16 protein-coding genes are annotated in these 16461 nt (G+C 67.5%); 8 read left to right on the plus strand and 8 right to left on the minus strand.

Annotated elements, in window-relative coordinates:
• The first annotated feature begins 125 nt into the window (after positions 1-125).
• Together G6N28_RS14590 and G6N28_RS14595 are read left to right on the plus strand one after the other, a co-directional pair.
• Positions 126-1061 (plus strand): enoyl-CoA hydratase, encoded by a 936-nt coding sequence (locus tag G6N28_RS14590; RefSeq protein WP_163901371.1) that lies wholly within the window; start codon positions 126-128, stop codon positions 1059-1061.
• A 40-nt stretch (positions 1062-1101) separates the two neighbouring features.
• The gene (locus G6N28_RS14595; RefSeq protein ID WP_163901373.1) at positions 1102-1929 is read left to right on the plus strand and encodes an SDR family oxidoreductase; all 828 of its coding nucleotides are present in this window, start codon (positions 1102-1104) and stop codon (positions 1927-1929) included.
• Between the two features lie 100 nt (positions 1930-2029).
• Here G6N28_RS14595 and G6N28_RS14600 read toward each other — a convergent pair whose 3' ends face one another.
• The 5 genes from G6N28_RS14600 to G6N28_RS14620 all read right to left on the minus strand — a co-directional run bounded on the left by G6N28_RS14600 (position 2030) and on the right by G6N28_RS14620 (position 7666).
• Positions 2030-2500 carry a (2Fe-2S)-binding protein gene (locus G6N28_RS14600; RefSeq protein ID WP_163901375.1) on the minus strand — a complete coding sequence of 157 codons (471 nt, stop codon included), beginning with the start codon at positions 2498-2500 and terminating at the stop codon, positions 2030-2032.
• Positions 2493-3371, minus strand: coding sequence for an FAD binding domain-containing protein (locus tag G6N28_RS14605; RefSeq protein WP_163901377.1), 879 nt, complete (start codon positions 3369-3371; stop codon positions 2493-2495). The genes G6N28_RS14600 and G6N28_RS14605 overlap by 8 nt, the downstream gene beginning before the upstream one ends.
• The gene (locus G6N28_RS14610; protein WP_163901379.1) at positions 3368-4069 is read right to left on the minus strand and encodes an SRPBCC family protein; all 702 of its coding nucleotides are present in this window, start codon (positions 4067-4069) and stop codon (positions 3368-3370) included. The genes G6N28_RS14605 and G6N28_RS14610 overlap by 4 nt, the downstream gene beginning before the upstream one ends.
• 8 nt (positions 4070-4077) lie before the next feature.
• Entirely contained in the window at positions 4078-6447 is a 2370-nt protein-coding gene (locus tag G6N28_RS14615; protein WP_163901381.1) for a xanthine dehydrogenase family protein molybdopterin-binding subunit, read from the minus strand.
• A gap of 97 nt (positions 6448-6544) precedes the next feature.
• On the minus strand, positions 6545-7666 hold the full coding sequence (locus G6N28_RS14620) for an XdhC family protein (RefSeq protein ID WP_163901383.1): 1122 nt from the start codon (positions 7664-7666) through the stop codon (positions 6545-6547).
• A gap of 90 nt (positions 7667-7756) precedes the next feature.
• On the opposite strand from G6N28_RS14620, the gene G6N28_RS14625 reads away from it, so the two are divergent.
• Entirely contained in the window at positions 7757-8410 is a 654-nt protein-coding gene (locus tag G6N28_RS14625) for a M15 family metallopeptidase (RefSeq protein WP_163901385.1), read from the plus strand.
• On the opposite strand, the gene G6N28_RS14630 is transcribed toward G6N28_RS14625, so the two are convergent.
• The 3 genes from G6N28_RS14630 to G6N28_RS14640 all read right to left on the minus strand — a co-directional run bounded on the left by G6N28_RS14630 (position 8407) and on the right by G6N28_RS14640 (position 11594).
• Positions 8407-8880, minus strand: coding sequence for a hypothetical protein (locus tag G6N28_RS14630; RefSeq protein WP_163901388.1), 474 nt, complete (start codon positions 8878-8880; stop codon positions 8407-8409). The two genes, G6N28_RS14625 and G6N28_RS14630, sit on opposite strands and share 4 nt — an antisense overlap.
• A gap of 2 nt (positions 8881-8882) precedes the next feature.
• Positions 8883-11012 carry a glycoside hydrolase family 183 protein gene (locus G6N28_RS14635; protein WP_163901390.1) on the minus strand — a complete coding sequence of 710 codons (2130 nt, stop codon included), beginning with the start codon at positions 11010-11012 and terminating at the stop codon, positions 8883-8885.
• Positions 11013-11228: 216 nt separating this feature from the next.
• Positions 11229-11594, minus strand: coding sequence for a hypothetical protein (locus G6N28_RS14640; protein WP_163901392.1), 366 nt, complete (start codon positions 11592-11594; stop codon positions 11229-11231).
• 53 nt (positions 11595-11647) lie between these two features.
• Between G6N28_RS14640 and G6N28_RS14645 the strand changes: the two genes are divergently transcribed.
• The 5 genes from G6N28_RS14645 (at position 11648) to G6N28_RS14665 (ending at position 16453) form a co-directional block, all read left to right on the plus strand.
• On the plus strand, positions 11648-12916 hold the full coding sequence (locus tag G6N28_RS14645; protein ID WP_163901394.1) for a spinster family MFS transporter: 1269 nt from the start codon (positions 11648-11650) through the stop codon (positions 12914-12916).
• A gap of 562 nt (positions 12917-13478) precedes the next feature.
• The gene (locus G6N28_RS14650; RefSeq protein ID WP_308207207.1) at positions 13479-14060 is read left to right on the plus strand and encodes a MarR family winged helix-turn-helix transcriptional regulator; all 582 of its coding nucleotides are present in this window, start codon (positions 13479-13481) and stop codon (positions 14058-14060) included.
• 472 nt (positions 14061-14532) lie between these two features.
• Positions 14533-14871 (plus strand): hypothetical protein, encoded by a 339-nt coding sequence (locus tag G6N28_RS14655; RefSeq protein WP_163901396.1) that lies wholly within the window; start codon positions 14533-14535, stop codon positions 14869-14871.
• On the plus strand, positions 14868-15380 hold the full coding sequence (locus G6N28_RS14660) for a hypothetical protein (RefSeq protein ID WP_163901398.1): 513 nt from the start codon (positions 14868-14870) through the stop codon (positions 15378-15380). The genes G6N28_RS14655 and G6N28_RS14660 overlap by 4 nt, the downstream gene beginning before the upstream one ends.
• Positions 15381-15427: 47 nt before the next feature.
• Positions 15428-16453, plus strand: coding sequence for an NADP-dependent oxidoreductase (locus tag G6N28_RS14665; RefSeq protein ID WP_163901400.1), 1026 nt, complete (start codon positions 15428-15430; stop codon positions 16451-16453).
• The last annotated feature ends 8 nt before the right edge of the window (positions 16454-16461 follow it).

The following is a 16461-nucleotide window of genomic DNA, read 5'->3' on the forward strand; positions in this document are numbered from 1 at the left end:
TCGCCGCTGCACGGGATTTGAGTTGATCGCGGGCGTATCTGGTTGCCCCGGCACCGCTGGCAGACGCCGCGAACGGGCACCGTAATGTGCACGTTGATGAACGAATCCGAGCGAGGTGGTCCGCGGTGGCAAGCCCTGATCTGACAAGCACGCAATCGGCCGGGGGCGACGCGCCCCGCCAGGTCGAGTACGAAACCCTGGACGACGGCCAGATCGCCCGCATCTGGCTGAACCGGCCCGACGCGCAGAACGCCCAGTCGCGCACCCTGTTGGTGCAGCTGGACGAGGCTTTCGGCCGCGCAGAGGCCGATGACCAGGTGCGGGTCGTGATCTTGGCCGCGCGCGGCAAGAACTTCTCCGCCGGCCACGATCTCGGCTCTGAGGAGGCGATGCTCGAGCGCCAACCGGGACCCGATCAGCATCCGACTTTTCGGGAGCTCGGTGCCACCCGCCCGGCGATCGCCGAACGGACGTATCTGCAGGAGTGGCACTTCTTCTTCGAAAACACCCGCCGCTGGCGGGATTTGCGCAAGATCACCATCGCGCAGGTGCAAGGCAATGCGATCTCGGCGGGTCTGATGCTGGTGTGGGCGTGCGATCTGATCGTGGCCGCCGACGACGCGAAGTTCAGCGATGTGGTGGCTGTTCGGATGGGCATGCCCGGTGTCGAATACTATGCCCACCCTTGGGAGTTCGGAGCGCGTAAGGCCAAAGAGCTTCTCCTCACCGGTGATTCGCTCGATGCCGACGAAGCCTATCGGCTGGGCATGGTGTCGAAGGTGTTCCCACGGGGCGAGCTAGAGGACAAGACCCTGCAGTTCGCGCGGCGTATCGCCGAGCGGCCGACGATGGCGGCGCTGCTGGTCAAGGATTCGGTCAACGCGGCAGCCGACGCGATGGGGTTCACCGAAGCCCTGCGGCATGCATTCCACATCCACGAACTCGGGCACGCCCACTGGGCGGCGCACAACGAGAACCGCTATCCGGTCGGGCTGCCGCCCAACGTCCCGGACTGGCGCACGCTGGGGGCGCCGAAGCCCGCCCGCCGCGACGAGCCGTGACGTATAACTTGTTCTAGTTAGATCAGCGAAGGAGTCTGCGGTGTCATTGGCGGGGCGAACGGTACTGGTCACCGGTGGTGGCAGCGGGATCGGCAAGGGTGTGGCGGCCGGGGTGGTTGCCGCCGGCGGCAACGCGATGCTCGTCGGCCGCAATGCGGACCGGTTGGCCGCCGCGGCCGAGGAACTTTCGGGCGGCGACGGCCCGGGAGCGGTGCGTTACGAGCCCGCTGACGTCACCAACGAGGACGAGGTGGCCCGCGTCGTGGCGGCCACCACGGCATGGACCGGCCGGCTGAACGGCGTCGTGCACTGCGCGGGCGGCAGCGAAACGATCGGTCCCATCACCCAGATCGACTCCGAGGCGTGGCGGCGCACCGTGGACCTCAACGTCAACGGCAGCATGTACATGCTCAAACACGCGGCGCGCGAGATGGTGCGCGGTGGTGGCGGGTCGTTCATCGGCATCTCGTCGATCGCGGCCAGCAACACCCACCGGTGGTTCGGCGCCTACGGGGTGAGCAAGTCGGCCGTGGACCACCTGATGATGCTGGCGGCCGACGAGCTCGGGCCGTCGTGGGTGCGGGTCAACTGCATCCGTCCCGGCCTGATCCGCACCGAGTTGGTGGAGCCGATCATGAGCTCACCGGAGATCAGCGCCGACTACGCGTCGTGCACGCCGTTGCCGCGCGTCGGTGAGGTCGAGGACATCGCCAACGCCGCGGTGTTTTTGCTCAGCGATGCCGCCGGCTGGATCACCGGGCAGGTGATCAACGTCGACGGCGGTCACGGCCTGCGCCGCGGGCCGAACATGTCGGCAATGCTGGAGCCGGTCTTCGGCGCCGACGGCCTGCGCGGCGTGGTCTCCTGACCCGCCGACCTCGGCCTGAACTTCACCCATTTCTGCAGCAGGGTCGTGATTCTTTCCGGGATCACAGCCCTGGTGCAGAAGTCGCGGCGGAAAGACGAACTCAGCTCATCTCCGCCGCGCGGTGCACGGCGTTGATGATGCCCTGGTAGCCGGTGCAGCGACAGAAGTTGCCCGACAACCCTTCGCGGATCTCCTCGTCGGTGGGCTTGGGGTTGTCCCGCAGCAGCGCGGTGATGCTCGTGACGAATCCCGGAGTGCAGAAACCACATTGCAGCCCATGGCATTCGCGCAGGGCCGCCTGTACGGGCGACAGCTCACCGTCGGGGCCAGCGATGCCCTCGACGGTGGTCACCTCGGTGTCCTCGGCCTGGACCGCGAACATCAGGCACGAGCGCACCGCCGCGCCATCGACAAGCACCGTGCACGCCCCGCACGCGCCGTGCTCGCAGCCGAGATGCGTCCCTGTCAGGCCGCACTTCTCACGGAGGAAGTCCGCGAGCGTCAGGCGTGGTTCGACCACCGCGCGGTAGGGGCGGCCGTTGACGGTCATCTCGACCGGCAGCTCATGCATCGTTGGTTGCCTCCGTAGTGGCTTTCGACCAGGCGCGCGCCACCATCGTGGCGCCGACTTTGGCTCGGTATGCCGCCGTCCCCTGCAGGTCCGACGGGATGTCCTCGAGCCCGGACAGGGCGAGCTCGCCGACCTCCTCGGCGCTGACCTCACCGACCGGGCGGCCGGTGACGGCCTGTTCGGCGGGCGTGCCGCGCAGCGGGGTGGAGCCGAGGCCCAAAAGCCCGATGCCGCAGCGGGTCACCCGGTCATCGTCGTCCAGTTCGACTGCGACGGTTGCGCCGGCGATCGCGAAATCGCCGTGCCTGCGCACGAACTCCTCCACGGCGAAACCGGACCGGGTGCCCCAGACGGGGAAGTGCACGGCGGTCAGGATCTCGTCGGGCTGCAGCGACGTCTCCCACAGCCCGGTGAAGAAGTCCTTCGCGACGATCTTGCGGGATCCGCGCGACGACACCGCGTCCATTTTGGCGTCGAGCGCCAGCGCCACCGCCGCGTACTCGGCGGCGGGATCGGCGTGCGCGATCGCGCCGCCGAGCGTCCCCCTGGTCCGGATCTGGAAGTGACCGATGTGCGGTGTGGCCAGCGACAGCAGTGGAACCGATTCGGCCACCTCGTCATCCATGCCGACATAGGCATGCGGTGTGCCCGCGGCGATCCGCACCGCGCCGTCGACCAGATCGATGCTGCGCAGCTCGTCGATCCGGGAGATGTCGATGAGGTTCTCGAAGTGGGTGAGCCGCATCGCCAGCATCGGCACCAGACTCTGGCCCCCCGCAAGCACTTTGGCGTCGTCGCCGAACTCGGCGAGCATGTCCACCGCCTCCTTCACCGAGTCGGCGCGGTGGTAGGCGAACGGGGCGGGCTTCATGACAACAGCCGGGTCAGGGCGGCCTGCAGGTCCTCGGCCAGCACAGCGGCGGGGTTGGCGCGCTTGCGTCGACGACCGATGAGGACCCCGATCACCACACCCGCCGCCAGACCGCAGGCAATCGGTGCGTACCGCTTGGCCACCGACGGCGCGACGGCCTTGACCAGGGCGACCGAATCGATGACATCACTCTTCCCGGCACCCGCTGCGGCACTGGGTGTTTCGGTCGCGGTGGGGGCGGCATCGCCGAGCAGTTCGGACTCCAGGCTGGCGGCGAACTGGCCGATCAGGTGGGCGGCCACATCGGCGAGCACGCCCCGCCCGAACTGCGCGGCCTTGCCCGAGACCGTCAAGTCGGTGTGAATCAGCACCCGAGTGGCGGGCTGACCGCCGGAGCCCTCGTCCTTGAGCTGTGCGGTGATGACGGCCGCGACGTTGCCGTTGCCCCGGGTTTCCTTCCCGGTGGCCTTCAACACCATCCGTTGCGCCGCGGCGTCTTTCTCCGCGAACCCCGCTTCACCCTGGTACGACACCGTGATCGGGCCGACCTTGACCTTGACTGTGCCCGTGAACTCGTCGCCGTCGACGGACATCAGGGTCGCTCCCGGCAGGCACGGCGCCACGCGCTCGACGTCGGTGAGGAACTCCCACGTGTCGGCAGCGGGTACCGCGACGCGGAACTCGTTGTTCAGTTCCATTCTCTTCCTTACTTCGTGGCTTGTTCGATCAAATCCAGGATCGCGGCCGGGCTGGCAGGCAGCTTGGTCAGCGTCACCCCCAGCGGCGCCAGCGCGTCGTTGATGGCGTTGATCACCGCGGGCGTCGAGCCGATCGCGCCGCCCTCACCACAGCCTTTGTATCCGCCGACGCCCGGCCCGGGAATCTCGACGTGGCCGTACTCGATCACCGGCACCTCGGTGGTTGTCGGCAACAGGTAGTCGACAAACGTTGACGACAACGGGTTTCCGTCGTCGTCGTAGACCATGTGCTCCAACAGCGCACCGCCGATGCCCTGCACGGTGCCGCCGGCGATCTGGCCCTCCACGACGGTGGGGTTGATCATCGGGCCGACGTCCTCGCTGACGATGTAGCGCGTCAACGTGACCCGGCCGGTCTGCACGTCGACCTCGCACGTGCACACGTGTGTGGCGTTGGCCCAGTGGATGGGGGCCTCCGAGGTGAACCGCGCCGTCGCCTCCAACGACGCGGACACATTCGGTGGCAACTGCTGTGGCTCGTAGTACGCCCGGTAGGCGAGGTCTGCGAAACTGACGCTCTTGTCGGGGTTGTCGCGCACGATCGCACGCGAGCCGACCAGTTCCACTTCGGTTTCGTCGACTTCGAGGCGATGCGCGGCCATGGCCAGGATCTGACTGCGCAACATCGCGCCGGCCTCGTTGACGGCGCCGGCGGTCATCGGCGCGCTGCGGCTGCCCTGGGTGCCCGCACCGTACGGGGTCACCGCGGTATCGCCCTGGATCGTCGACACATCGTTGATGTCGGCGCCCAGCGCATCGGCCGTCAGCTGGACGACCGTGGTCTCCAGGCTGTTACCCGTCGACCCGCCGTTGACGTAGACGTTGATCTTGCCGGTCGGCTCCATTCGGATGGTCGCGCCCTCGGTGGCCAGGTGCCCCGTCGCCGCGCCCGTCGGCTCGATGTACGCGGAGAAGCCAAGGCCGATGTAGCGGCCCTGGGCCAACGCGTCGGCCTGCTCCTTGCGGAAGCCCTCGTGGTCGAGGATTTTCACGGCCTGCTCGAAGGTGTCCGCCGGCGCGACGTGGTCGTAGGGCATGCCGTTGGGGTTGAAGTACGGCATCTCGTCGCCGCGAAGGATGTTGCGGCGGCGCAGCTCGACCGGATCCATGTTCATCTTGCGGGCTGCGATGTCGAAAAGCATTTCCCGGGCCAGGGTTTCGTACTGCCACGGTCCGCGGTAGGCGGCAAGCCCGGCGGTGTTGGAGAACACCGTCTTGTAATTGAAGCTGGCCTTCGGGACGCGGTACGGCCCGGGGAAGAACATCCCGACCGCCGCGGTGGTCAGCACCGGATACGGGGTGGGATAGGCACCGATGTCGTAGGTGAAGTCGATGTCGGCGGCGAGGATATTGCCCTCCTCGTCGAACGCCATGCGCGCCTTGCCGTCGACGTGGCGGGCTTGGCCGGCCGACATCAGGTTCTCGCGCCGGTCCTCGATCCACTTGAGCGCCACGCCCGATTGCGCGTTCGACGTCGCGGAAGGAACCTTGCGGGCCGCGAGCATGATGCACATGTCCTCGCGCATCGGCACGACCTTCTGTCCGAAGCCGCCGCCGGTGTCGCGCATGATCACCCTGACGTTCTGCGCCGGGATGCCGAGCAGCCGAGCGCAGAAGGCCCTCAGCTCATGCGGGGTCTGCGTGGACGCCCACACCGTCAACTCACCGGCGGACGCCGCCCATTCGACGACCATGCCGCGCGTCTCGATCGGCACCGGCGAATGGATCTGCTGGTAGATGGGGGCCTCGGCCACATAGGCGGCGTTGGCGAAGGTCTCCTCGTCCGGCGGTGCGCCGGCCATTCCGCCCGCGACGTTGTCGGGGTAGGCCTCGTGCACGACCGGAACACCGGCCTCCGCACCCCCGACCGCCTTGGTGAAGTCCGCCACCGCGGGCAGCGGCTCGTAGTCGACCTCCACCCGCTCGACGGCGTCCTCGGCGAGGTACCGGCTGTCGGCGACCACGAGCGCGACGGGATCGCCGACGAACTTCGCCTCGCCCTCTGCCAGCGGTGGGCGCGGGGTGTCGGGCACGTCCTTGCCCGCCACGGCGTGCCAGGCCTCCTGGACGTCCGGGTTGAGGTCCGCGGCGGTGAACACCGCGTGCACACCCGGCATGGCCAGCGCGGCCGAGGCATTGATGCCGTTGATCCGCGCCCGGGCGAACGGGCTGCGCACGAAGCACGCGTGCAGCATGCCCGGCCGGATCACGTCGTCGACGAACGTGCCGTGACCGGTGAGAAGCCGACTGTCCTCGACGCGCGCGACGCGGGTGCCCGCATAACGTGTTGCGACTGTTCCACCGAGAGGGGAAGCCACGGGTATCGCTCCAATCCGAAGACTTGAAGAGTCTCGTTATCCTACTTCGGTAAACAAAATGCCGGAAGTGGAGAATGACATTATCGGATGGTCTGTCTCATCCGTCGTGATGGATCCGGCCGCTGGTCTCCGTCAGCGGCCGCCCTCCGCCGCCCCACCGCCGGGCGATGATCTCCGCGGCGATCGACACCGCGGTCTCCTCCGGTGTGCGGGCCCCCAGATCCAACCCGATCGGGCTCGCCAACCGGTCCAGGTCCGCGTCCGTCAGGCCCACCTCGCGCAACCGGGCCATCCGATCGTCATGCGTGCGCCGCGACCCCATCACCCCGATGTAGCCGACCTCGGGCAGCCGCAGCGCGACCTGTAGCACCGGGACGTCGAACTTGGGGTCGTGGGTGAGCACGCAGATCGCCGTCCGCGCGTCGATGGCGCCGTGCTCGGCCTGTTCCGCCAGATATTTGTCGGGCCACTTGACGACGACCTCGTCGGCGCCGGGAAAGCGTTCGGGCGTCGCGAACACCGGCCGTGCGTCGCAGACCGTCACCCGATAACCCAGCAGCGCGGCCTGCCGGGCGAGCGCACCGGCGAAGTCGATCGCCCCGAAGATCAGCATCCGAGGCCGCGGAGCATGGCTGGCGACGAACACCTCCATGCCGGTTTCCTGGCGCTGGCCGTCGGGGCCGTATGACAACACGGTCGTGCGCCCCGCGGCGAGCAGCCCTCTGGCGTCGTCGGTGACCGCCGCGTCGAGGCGCACCGAGCCGAGCGTGCCGTCGGCCGAGTCCGGCCCGATGACCAGCCTGCGACCGATGACCTGGGGGTCGGGGTGGGCGATGACCGTCGCGACGGCGGTGGGGCGATGCGCGGCGATGTCGTCGGCGATGGCCTGCAACTGCGGGAAGTTCTCGCGCGACATCGGTTCGGCGAAGATGTCGATGATGCCGCCGCAGGTGAGCCCGACGGCGAACGCGTCGTCGTCGCTGAAGCCGTAGCGCTGCAATTCCGGCCTGCCCGACGCGACCACCTCGTTGGCCAGTTCGTATACCGCGGACTCGACGCAGCCGCCGGACACCGAGCCGGCGACCGTGCCGTCGGGGGAGACGACCATGGTGGCGCCGGGTTGGCGCGGCGCCGACCGGATGGTGCGCACGACGGTGGCGACGCCCGCGGTGCCGCCGGCCCGCCAGACCGAAAGCAGCTGATCGAGTACGTCGCGCACGCTCGCAGTGTAGGCCGGAAGCGCTCTCCGCTGGGCGAATGCTCAGCGAGTTAGGGTGGGAGGTCATCTCGGCGGGGAAACGAGGCCACGATGCGACAGGTGATGGCGGCTGCGATCGTCGCGATTGCGGCGTGCACGACGCCCGCGGTGGCCGGCGCGTCGCCGGCGCAACCGGTGCCGCCGGTGTCCGACGCGGCACGCGCCGCCGGCCTCGTCGACGTGCGGACGGTGGTGCCGGATGCGCTCGTCGACCTGCGCTACGCGACGCCCGACAACTTCGTCGGCGAACAGCTGTATCCGTCCGACGCGCGGTGTCTGGTGCACGAGTCGATGGCCGCGGGCCTTGCGACGGCCGCTGATGCGCTGCGCCCGGACGTGCTGGTGTTCTGGGACTGCTACCGTCCGCACGCCGTGCAGGTGCGGATGTACGAGGCGGTGTCGGACCCCGGCTGGGTGGCGCGGCCGGGGCGCTACGCGCGCAGCCACGAAGCAGGGCTCTCGGTGGACGTGACGTTGGCGCGCGACGGCGAACCGCTCGACATGGGCACCGGCTTCGACGAGTTCGTGCCCCGCGCCAACGCCTATGCCATCGAAGGCGTCAGCACGGCCGAGCAACAGAACCGGGCGCGGTTGCGCGACGCGATGAAACTCGGTGGGCTGACGGTGTATTCGGGCGAGTGGTGGCACTTCGACGGCCCGAACGCCTATGGCGACCATCCGATTCTCGACGTGCCGGTGAACTAGCCGGCTTTCTGCCACAGGCAGTCACCGCTGAGCACCGCCTCGAACATCCTGGGCGGCACGGTGATCGAGAGTGGTTGACCGGGCTGGCCCTCCGTCACCTGAGGTGGACCGACCACCCCGGCGCTGACGACCTCCGACAGTGCTGCGCGACAGCTGCTTTCCGGGTTCCGTGGAGTGGCGGTCCAAGCGCCCTCGGCGACTTCGGGGTTGCGCTTGCCCTGTCCGCGAAGCGTGATCTCCGGCCCGTAGCTCAACCACCGGTCGTTCGGCGGTTGCGGCGTGGTCACCGGTTGCCACCGGCCGTCCCGGCAGATCAGCGGCATCATCGCGTCCGGGAGCACGGTTGCCGCATCGGACAGATCGGCCGGGCACGGCGTATTCGGTTGTGGTGCAGCAGGATCAGCGGCGGCAACCGCGGGTGCGGACACCAGTGCCGCCGCCGTGACGAGCGCGATGATGTTGCGGCGCATGCTCACACCTTGTCGAGATCTGTGCTCATCAGCATCACGTTGTACTCCGACCACAGCGACAGGTTCCAGTACAGTTCGGAGCCGGTGCCCAACGTGGACGGCGACCAGGGATGCATCATCGGGGCGTAGATGCCGCCGTTCTGCTGGGTCATCAACACCTTCGCGCCTGACCACGCGCCCTCCGGCCTGTCGGCGGTGCGCATCACGATGTTGTTGAACTGATCGGCGTGCAGCACAACGTATTTGCCGAGATGCTCGTTGTACTGGACCGACATCTCGCTGACCTGGTTGCCGGTCCTGGCGACGCCGCAGGCGCCTCGATCGACGCCGAATACCGGCGTGGCCTTGCCGGGGTCGTTTCGGTACCAGCCGGCCGGAGTGCTCCAGAACCAGCCTCTTGATCCGCCGTTGTAGTACTCGTACTTGCTGAGATCGAGGATGTCCTTCTCGGGAACGCGGGCCAGATGCGCGGCGCCCTGGCGCCCGTTCGGGGTGCCGTACACGTAGACGTAGCCGTCGTCACCCCGGACGAACGCCGACTGCTGGAAGTTCTGGTGACCGCTCCACGGGTTGTTGTAGCGCACGGAAGTGGGTGCGACGGTCCAGTTCTCGCCGTTGTCGGTCGAGTATGCGATCGCGGAGTAGTTGGTGGTCCAGTGGCCGGGCGCACCCCATTGGGAGACCGACATGAAGCTGACGTACTGGGTGGCGCCGAACTGGGTGTCGGGCGTCGGGACGGAGATGCCCGCCGTGGGAATCAGCGTCACCCCGGTCGGCAGCCCCGGCGCGGGGTGGATGATCTGCCTGGCGAATGTCGGGCTCGACAGCGGTGCTCCACCGAACATGTTGCCGTTGAACCATTCCCCGGCTGGGATCGTCATTCCGTCCGCGAGGTTGTAGTCGGAGCTGCGGAACAGCGTGTTGAGCCGCCAGATCCCGGACATGTTGGGGCCGCTGAAGGTGTCCCCGACCGCGATGAGGACCTGGTGTTCGTTCCACGGGGTCGACGGATCGTCTGTCATGCCGTTGTCCCACATGACACCGACGTCGGTGCCCCACACGCCGAACCGCTCGGCGGTGTTGTTCGTCGGGTAGTTACCGGTCACCCAGTCGATGAACATCGTGGACGGGCTGAGCTGCTGGCCGGGCGTCGGGAAGCCCGGTCTCGGATTGGCGGCCGCGGCGGCCAACGCAAGGCTGGTGGTGGTCTGGGCTGCGGTGGATTCCGCAGTGTCTTGGCCGCTCAGGCCGGTGAGGAAGCTCTCGAACTCGCGGCGGGCGAACGCGAGCAGGCCCCACATGAGCGCCGGCTGGGTCGGCGTCGTCGGCGCGGTGCCCGCCAGCGGGTTCAGCACCCAGTTGACCACGTTGGACACCAGCGTCGTCACCGCCGAGAACAGGTCCTGCGGCGGGGTCGGCGGTGACGCCGGAGCGACCTCGGTGACGTCGGCAGTCGCCGAGGTCGCGGCCATCTTGGGGGACATCAGCCTCAGGGAGGCCGCCGCCAGCACACGCGCATCGACGAACTGCGCCACCGGCTGGTTGCGCCGCACCGGGGTGGCCGGGTCGTCGAGGGAGTCTGCGGTGCCCGCAGACGTGGTCCCGATCTGCTGGTCGGCTGCCGTCTCGGTGGTCGAGTCCGCGCTGCGGGACTTCGACGAGCTCGGCGACGGGTGCGTCGTCGCCGCATCGTCTCCAGCGTCTTCAGCGGGTGGGGCCGTCGACCCCTCCGACTCGACCGGCTCGGGCTCCGGCGTCTCGGGGACGACAGCGGGTTCTTCCTCGGCTGGTTCTTCTTGGGTGGCGCCGTCGTCTTCGACGTCGGAGTCCTCGGTTGTCTCGTCGGTCGTCTCGTCGGCAGGCGAGGTGCCGGTGTTGGTCTGGGCCGTCACGACACCGGTTGTGCCGGTGGATTCGTCGTCGGTGCTCGAATCGGTCGTCGGCGGTGTCTCAGTGCCCTGCGACTTCGCGCCGGCCGAGGGGGACGACGAGCTCTCCGCCGATGACGTCGACGCGGCTGAATCGGTGCTGTCGTCGGCCAACGCCACCCCGTGTCCGGTGGCGATTGCCGTGCCGACCCCCAATGCGACAGCGAGTCCCCCGACGCGGCCGATATGAGCTGCGGCTCCCATGGTGTTCACCCTCCAAGTACTTCTCCCCCGTCAATTTGCCTACGGGCAATTAAAGCGAACCTCGAAGATGATCACAGCAAAAGGGTCAAATGTCTCAGAAACCACAGGCGACTCTGTGGTGTTGATCTTGATGGGCTTTTGAACGGCACCGAGAACATCGAGCAATGTCGGGGTAATCGGTTGGTCCGGGCCGGCGGCGATAGCGGCCGCCGGGCGTCAGGGCGTGATACCGGCCTCGCGCAGCGCCTGCTCATAGAGGTCGGTGGCCTCGGTGAGGCCCTCGTCGACCCAGGTGTCCACCACGCCGACGCGGTCGGCGACCAGCTGGCCCCGGTTCAGCCAGACCTGAAATGCGTCGTCGCGGCGCAGCGCGTCGATCTGCGCCGTCGATCCCTGGATGAGGACGAAGCCCCCCAGCTCGATGCTCTGCGGTTTGAGGATGGCGATGTCGAAGCGCTCGATCGCGCCGTCGTCGACCAGACGCCCGAGGTAGTCCCGCGTCTCCCGCAGGAGTGCGAGCGCCTGCGGTTCGCGCCCGGGAGTGGGAAGTCCCCATGCGACCCAGAATCCTGCTTCAGCCATTGGTTCCTTCTACACCACATGTGGCGGTCGGCCAATCGTGCGACGCTCCTTGGATGCTGGAACGCCACCCGCCGGGGCGCGCATGGGCCGCGGTCGTACTGCTCGCGATCGTCGGCACGCTGAACTACGCCGACCGATTTCTGCCCGCGGTGCTGGCCGAACCGATCAAACAAGAGCTGGCGCTGTCGGACACGATGATCGGCGTCATCAACGGGTTCGGATTCCTGGTCGTGTATGCCGTGGTCGGTATCGCGATCGCACGGGTCGCCGACCGGGGCGCGTTCGGTCTGGTGATCTCGATCTGTCTGAGCCTCTGGGGCGCGATGACGATGCTGGGCGGGGCGGTGCAGTCCGGATTTCAGCTGGTGCTCACCCGTGTCGGGGTCGCGATCGGGGAAGCGGGCAGCACCCCGGCCGCACATGCCTACGTGGCGCGGAATTTCGTGCCGGAACGACGGGCGGCGCCGTTGGCCGTCATCACGCTGGCCATCCCGTTCGCAAGTGCCGCGAGCCTGATTGGCGGTGGCCTACTGGCCCAGTCACTGGGCTGGCGAACGGCTTTCGTGGTGATGGGTGCCGTCAGCGTGGTGTTCGCCCCGCTGGTGCTGCTCGTTCTGGGGCGGCGCCAGACCATGCCGGCCGCGCCGGCGACAAGCGCGGCGCCGTCGGGTAACCCGTGGGACCTGCTGAGCAAGCCGGCGTTTCTGATGATCGTCGGCGGAGGGGCGTGTGTCTCGTTCGCGGGCTACGCGCTGACGGCGTTCGCGCCTGCGTATCTGGTTCGTACCCGCGGAATGTCGCTGGGTGAGGTCGGCGTGCAGTACGGGGTGGCAAGCGGTCTGACCGGGATCGTGGGTCTCCTCGTCGTCGGCAGGATCGCAGACCGCCTGTCGGCCAGGGATCCCCGCTGGCTGCTCTGGCTGGTCGGCGTGATGATCGCGGCGCTGCTGCCCTTTTCGGCACTGGCGTTCCTGGTCGAGGGCCGGGCGCTGTGCATCTGGTTCATCGCGATGAGCTACGTGATCGGCACGGCATACATGGCTCCGTCGATCGCGGCGATTCAACGGCTGGTCCGGGTGGAGCAGCGCGCGACCGCCTCCGCGATCTTCCTGTTCTTCGGCGCCATCGTCGGCTCGGCCGGCCCGTTTCTGACCGGTCTCATCAGCGATGCGCTGACGGCGGAGATGGGGGTGATGGCGCTTGGGCGCGCGCTGCTGGTCGTTCCGGTGGCGCAGATCGCCGCGATCGGCTGCTACCTGGCGGCCAGTGGGCGGTTCACGCGCGAAATCGTCGACGCGCCGGAACTGGCAACGGCGAATTGACCGCCGTGGCAGGCGCCGCGCACCTGGCCGCGCGCATGGGCCTTCGCTGTTTGCTGTAACGCGATGTCCATGGCGCAACGGCGCGCCGAAAGACGGCGCAACCGCAGTGGTCGATCGCGCGCTGAGCGCGACCTGGCGCCGTCGTGACCGCAGCGCAAACAATGGCCTTCAAGGTCGTCGGCGCCCGAGAACTTCTGTGGCCATTGGGCAAACTCGATGGCCTAGCGCCACGTGCCTCAGGGCTCCGCAGATGAATTCGCTCAAGGCTCACGATCGGCGCCACGCGGCGGGGTCGTGAATTGGGTAGAGGCGTTCGTTGATCCCGATACTCAGCAAAGTTTGAATAGCGTGCAGTCATTGAATAGGCTGCAGATTTAGCGAAAGAAACGTTTTCCTAGACAACTCCGAGTAATGTGGGGAACACGTTGCAATCGACGACGTGCAATGGCCTGTGACTTTGACGTGCTCGAGGGGGTTTTCTGAGGTTTCGCCGACAAAACGACGCACAGGCACTGGAGGCGACTTCGCCCATTGCCGGGATGCAGGCTGGACGAACCAGGCGATGACGATTGCTGGATTCGCCGTGCACGGCTCCGACGACGAACGACCGCCGTCCATGGCATTGCCCGTCCCGAAGCAGCCAGGTCCCGAGCCGCGGACCGATTATTTGCCAGGGCTCGATGAAACCGAGCACCGGTGCTGGGAGATGTTCAGCGACACAGCGACGGCGCTCGGCATGGCGTTGAACCGGCAACTGGTCGAGGCGCACGGGCTCACCTTGTGGGATGTCATGCTGCTGCGCTTTCTCGCCAACACGCCCGACGGTTCCGCACGCATGGGCGAGCTCGCCGACGCCCTCGCCGTGACACCCAGCCGGGTCAGCCAACAGACGCGCCGACTGGAAGCGCGAACGCTGGTGCGCCGGTCCAAGAGCCGGCACGACCGCCGGGTGGTGCTCGCCAGCATCACCGCCGAGGGGCGGGCCAAACTGGGTCCGTCGCTCGTGACATACGCCAAAGGTGTTCGCGCTCTGTACCTCAATGCGCTGACCCGCCAACAGATGACGAGCCTCGGGGACAGCTGCCGACGAATCAGCGCACCGTTGCGCGATCGGCACGGCACGGTTGGGCCTGCGCGCAATTAGCCCGTCGATGTTGCCGTTCTCCGTCGTCGCTGCAGTGAAACCAAGCGGCGCGGGAGGCGGGCAATTGGCGTCGTGCGCGCCGCCGTCGGGGTTTCGCCACATGACCTCCTGCGAAGGCCGCGGGGGCGATTGGGCTGTTGCATGGCCGTATTTCAAACTGCTTTTGGTAAGTACTTTCGGCTTGAAACTGTCTAACGCTGCCGTTATTTTGCCTGCCTTAGCGGCCGCTCGACTGCGCTGCAGTTTCGTCGGCCCCCCCAATTGCCCGTCTCGTCATTGGGCTGATCAGTCTTTGAATCGGAGCCGAAATATGGCCTATGGCCTGCGCTTTTTCGGTATTTTCGGGTCAGCCACGACCAGGGGGAGGTTGCGTTGGCACATACCACCCGACGGCAGGAAACGTCAGGTGCCCGCGCGGCGACACCCTGGACAACGCTGTGTTCGTTCAAGGGCTAGAACGGAGCCATTTCTGATGAACCCGGATGAGTACAGCGTGCCGCCTCCGCTCGACGCCACCGGCGTCGGCCCGTGGGAGAACCACAACGGCCAGATCGGCCGGCATTTTTTCGGCACGCGCCGTGGCGAACAGGTGCCCGTCCAGATCGTCGGAATCCAGGACGTCAACGGCGCCGTTGTCACGCGGATGATCCGCGTGGGGCACGAGCAGGTGGAGCTCGATATCGCCGACGTCCACGAGCTGATCTGGACGCTGGCCGACGCGTGCAACGAAGCCGATCGGCTGAGCCATCTGTCGAGCGACTTCGAACGTGGCTCCTGCGCGGACCTACTTCGGGATGTTGATTCGGCGTGAACGCCGGTGCCGTGCGACCCCCCAACCGCCGCGGGCCGAGTGGCGAAGACATCACCCCTGCGCGGTTGCAGGAGCTGCTGGGCCGCGACGCGGCGGTCGCCACGGAATGGCTTGTTCGCCGCCATTTCCGCAGGAATGCCGACGACCTGGCGACGCAGCGTAAGCGCGCGCTGGCCTACATCGAATGGTGCGAAGCGGCATCGCACGCATTGGAGCGAGGCGCGCCGTTCGACTACGCCGACTTTGTCCGCGAGTGGCGAATGCAGGCCCTCCGCAGCGACATTCGTGAGATGCCCCATCGCGTCGCGTGGGTGGTCGCCGCGCAGATACTGCTGGCCGCTTCGGTGATCCTGTTCATCGCAGGCATCCCATGGGTGGCGACTGTGCTGCTGGCCGGAGCCGTCTTCGGCGGACTGCACCTGTACCTGACCGTTCCGCCGGTCGTCGTCGGCCCCGACAACGCGAAGCTGCCCCAAACCGCCGACGATTTCGGCGTGACACGACCCTAGCGGCGCGGCAGACCCGAAGACCGGTCGAACCCGGTAGTTTCGCGGTCGTGGCCGAGTTGATGAATCGCCAGATCGTGTTGCGGCGCCGGCCCAGCGGGCTGGTGCAACCCGATGACACCGAGTTGATCACCACACCGGCGCCCGAACCTGCCGAGGGTGAGGCGCTGGTGCGCACCACATACATCGGCATCGACGCCGCCGCGCGTACCTGGCTCAACGATCAGCCGGGCTACCTTCCGCCGGTGCAACTCGGCGAGGTCGTTCGGGCTGCGGGGATCGGGGAGGTGGTCGCCTCCCGCTGCGACGCGTATGCGGTCGGAGACGTCGTCACCACGCTGACGGGATTCCAGGAGTATGTGATCAGCCGTGACGACCTGTTCACCACACCGGTGCCCGGTCCCGCCGTCGATCAGCTCGCGGTGATGAGCGTGTACGGCCCGACCGGTGCCACAGCGTATTTCGGCGTGAATGACATCGGTAAACCGCAGCCGGGGGAGACGGTTGTGGTGTCCGCGGCCGCCGGGGCGACCGGGTCCATCGCCGGGCAGATCGCCAAGATCGCGGGAGCACGGGTGGTCGGCATCGCGGGTGGTCCCCAGAAGTGCCGGGCGGTGGTCGAGGACTTCGGCTTCGACGCGTGCATCGACTACCGCGAGGACAACCTCAAGGCCGCGCTCAAGCAGCACTGCCCCAAAGGCGTCGACGTCTATTTCGACAATGTCGGGGGTCCGATCCTCGATGCGGTGCTGGGACGGCTCGCCCCCAAGGCCCGCGTCGTGCTGTGCGGCGTCATCTCGAGCTATCTGACCGGTGAGCACCCGGGGCCGGCGAACTACGTCAACCTGCTGTCGAAGACGGCGTCGATGCAGGGGTTCAATGCGCTCGACGAATGGGGGCGTTTCGACGAGGCGTTCGGCCCGCTTCGTCAGTGGGCGCAGGAGGGCCGACTCGTTCACCGCCAGACGATCTTCGAGGGCATCGAGTCCTGTGTAGACGCGTTGAACGGGCTGTTCACCGGGGCTAACATCGGCAAGATGCTGGTGAAGGTCAGCGAACCCAGCGTCGCCGGATGAGTTCGGCG

This window comes from Mycolicibacterium pulveris (assembly GCF_010725725.1).
Taxonomy (GTDB): Bacteria; Actinomycetota; Actinomycetes; order Mycobacteriales; family Mycobacteriaceae; genus Mycobacterium; species Mycobacterium pulveris.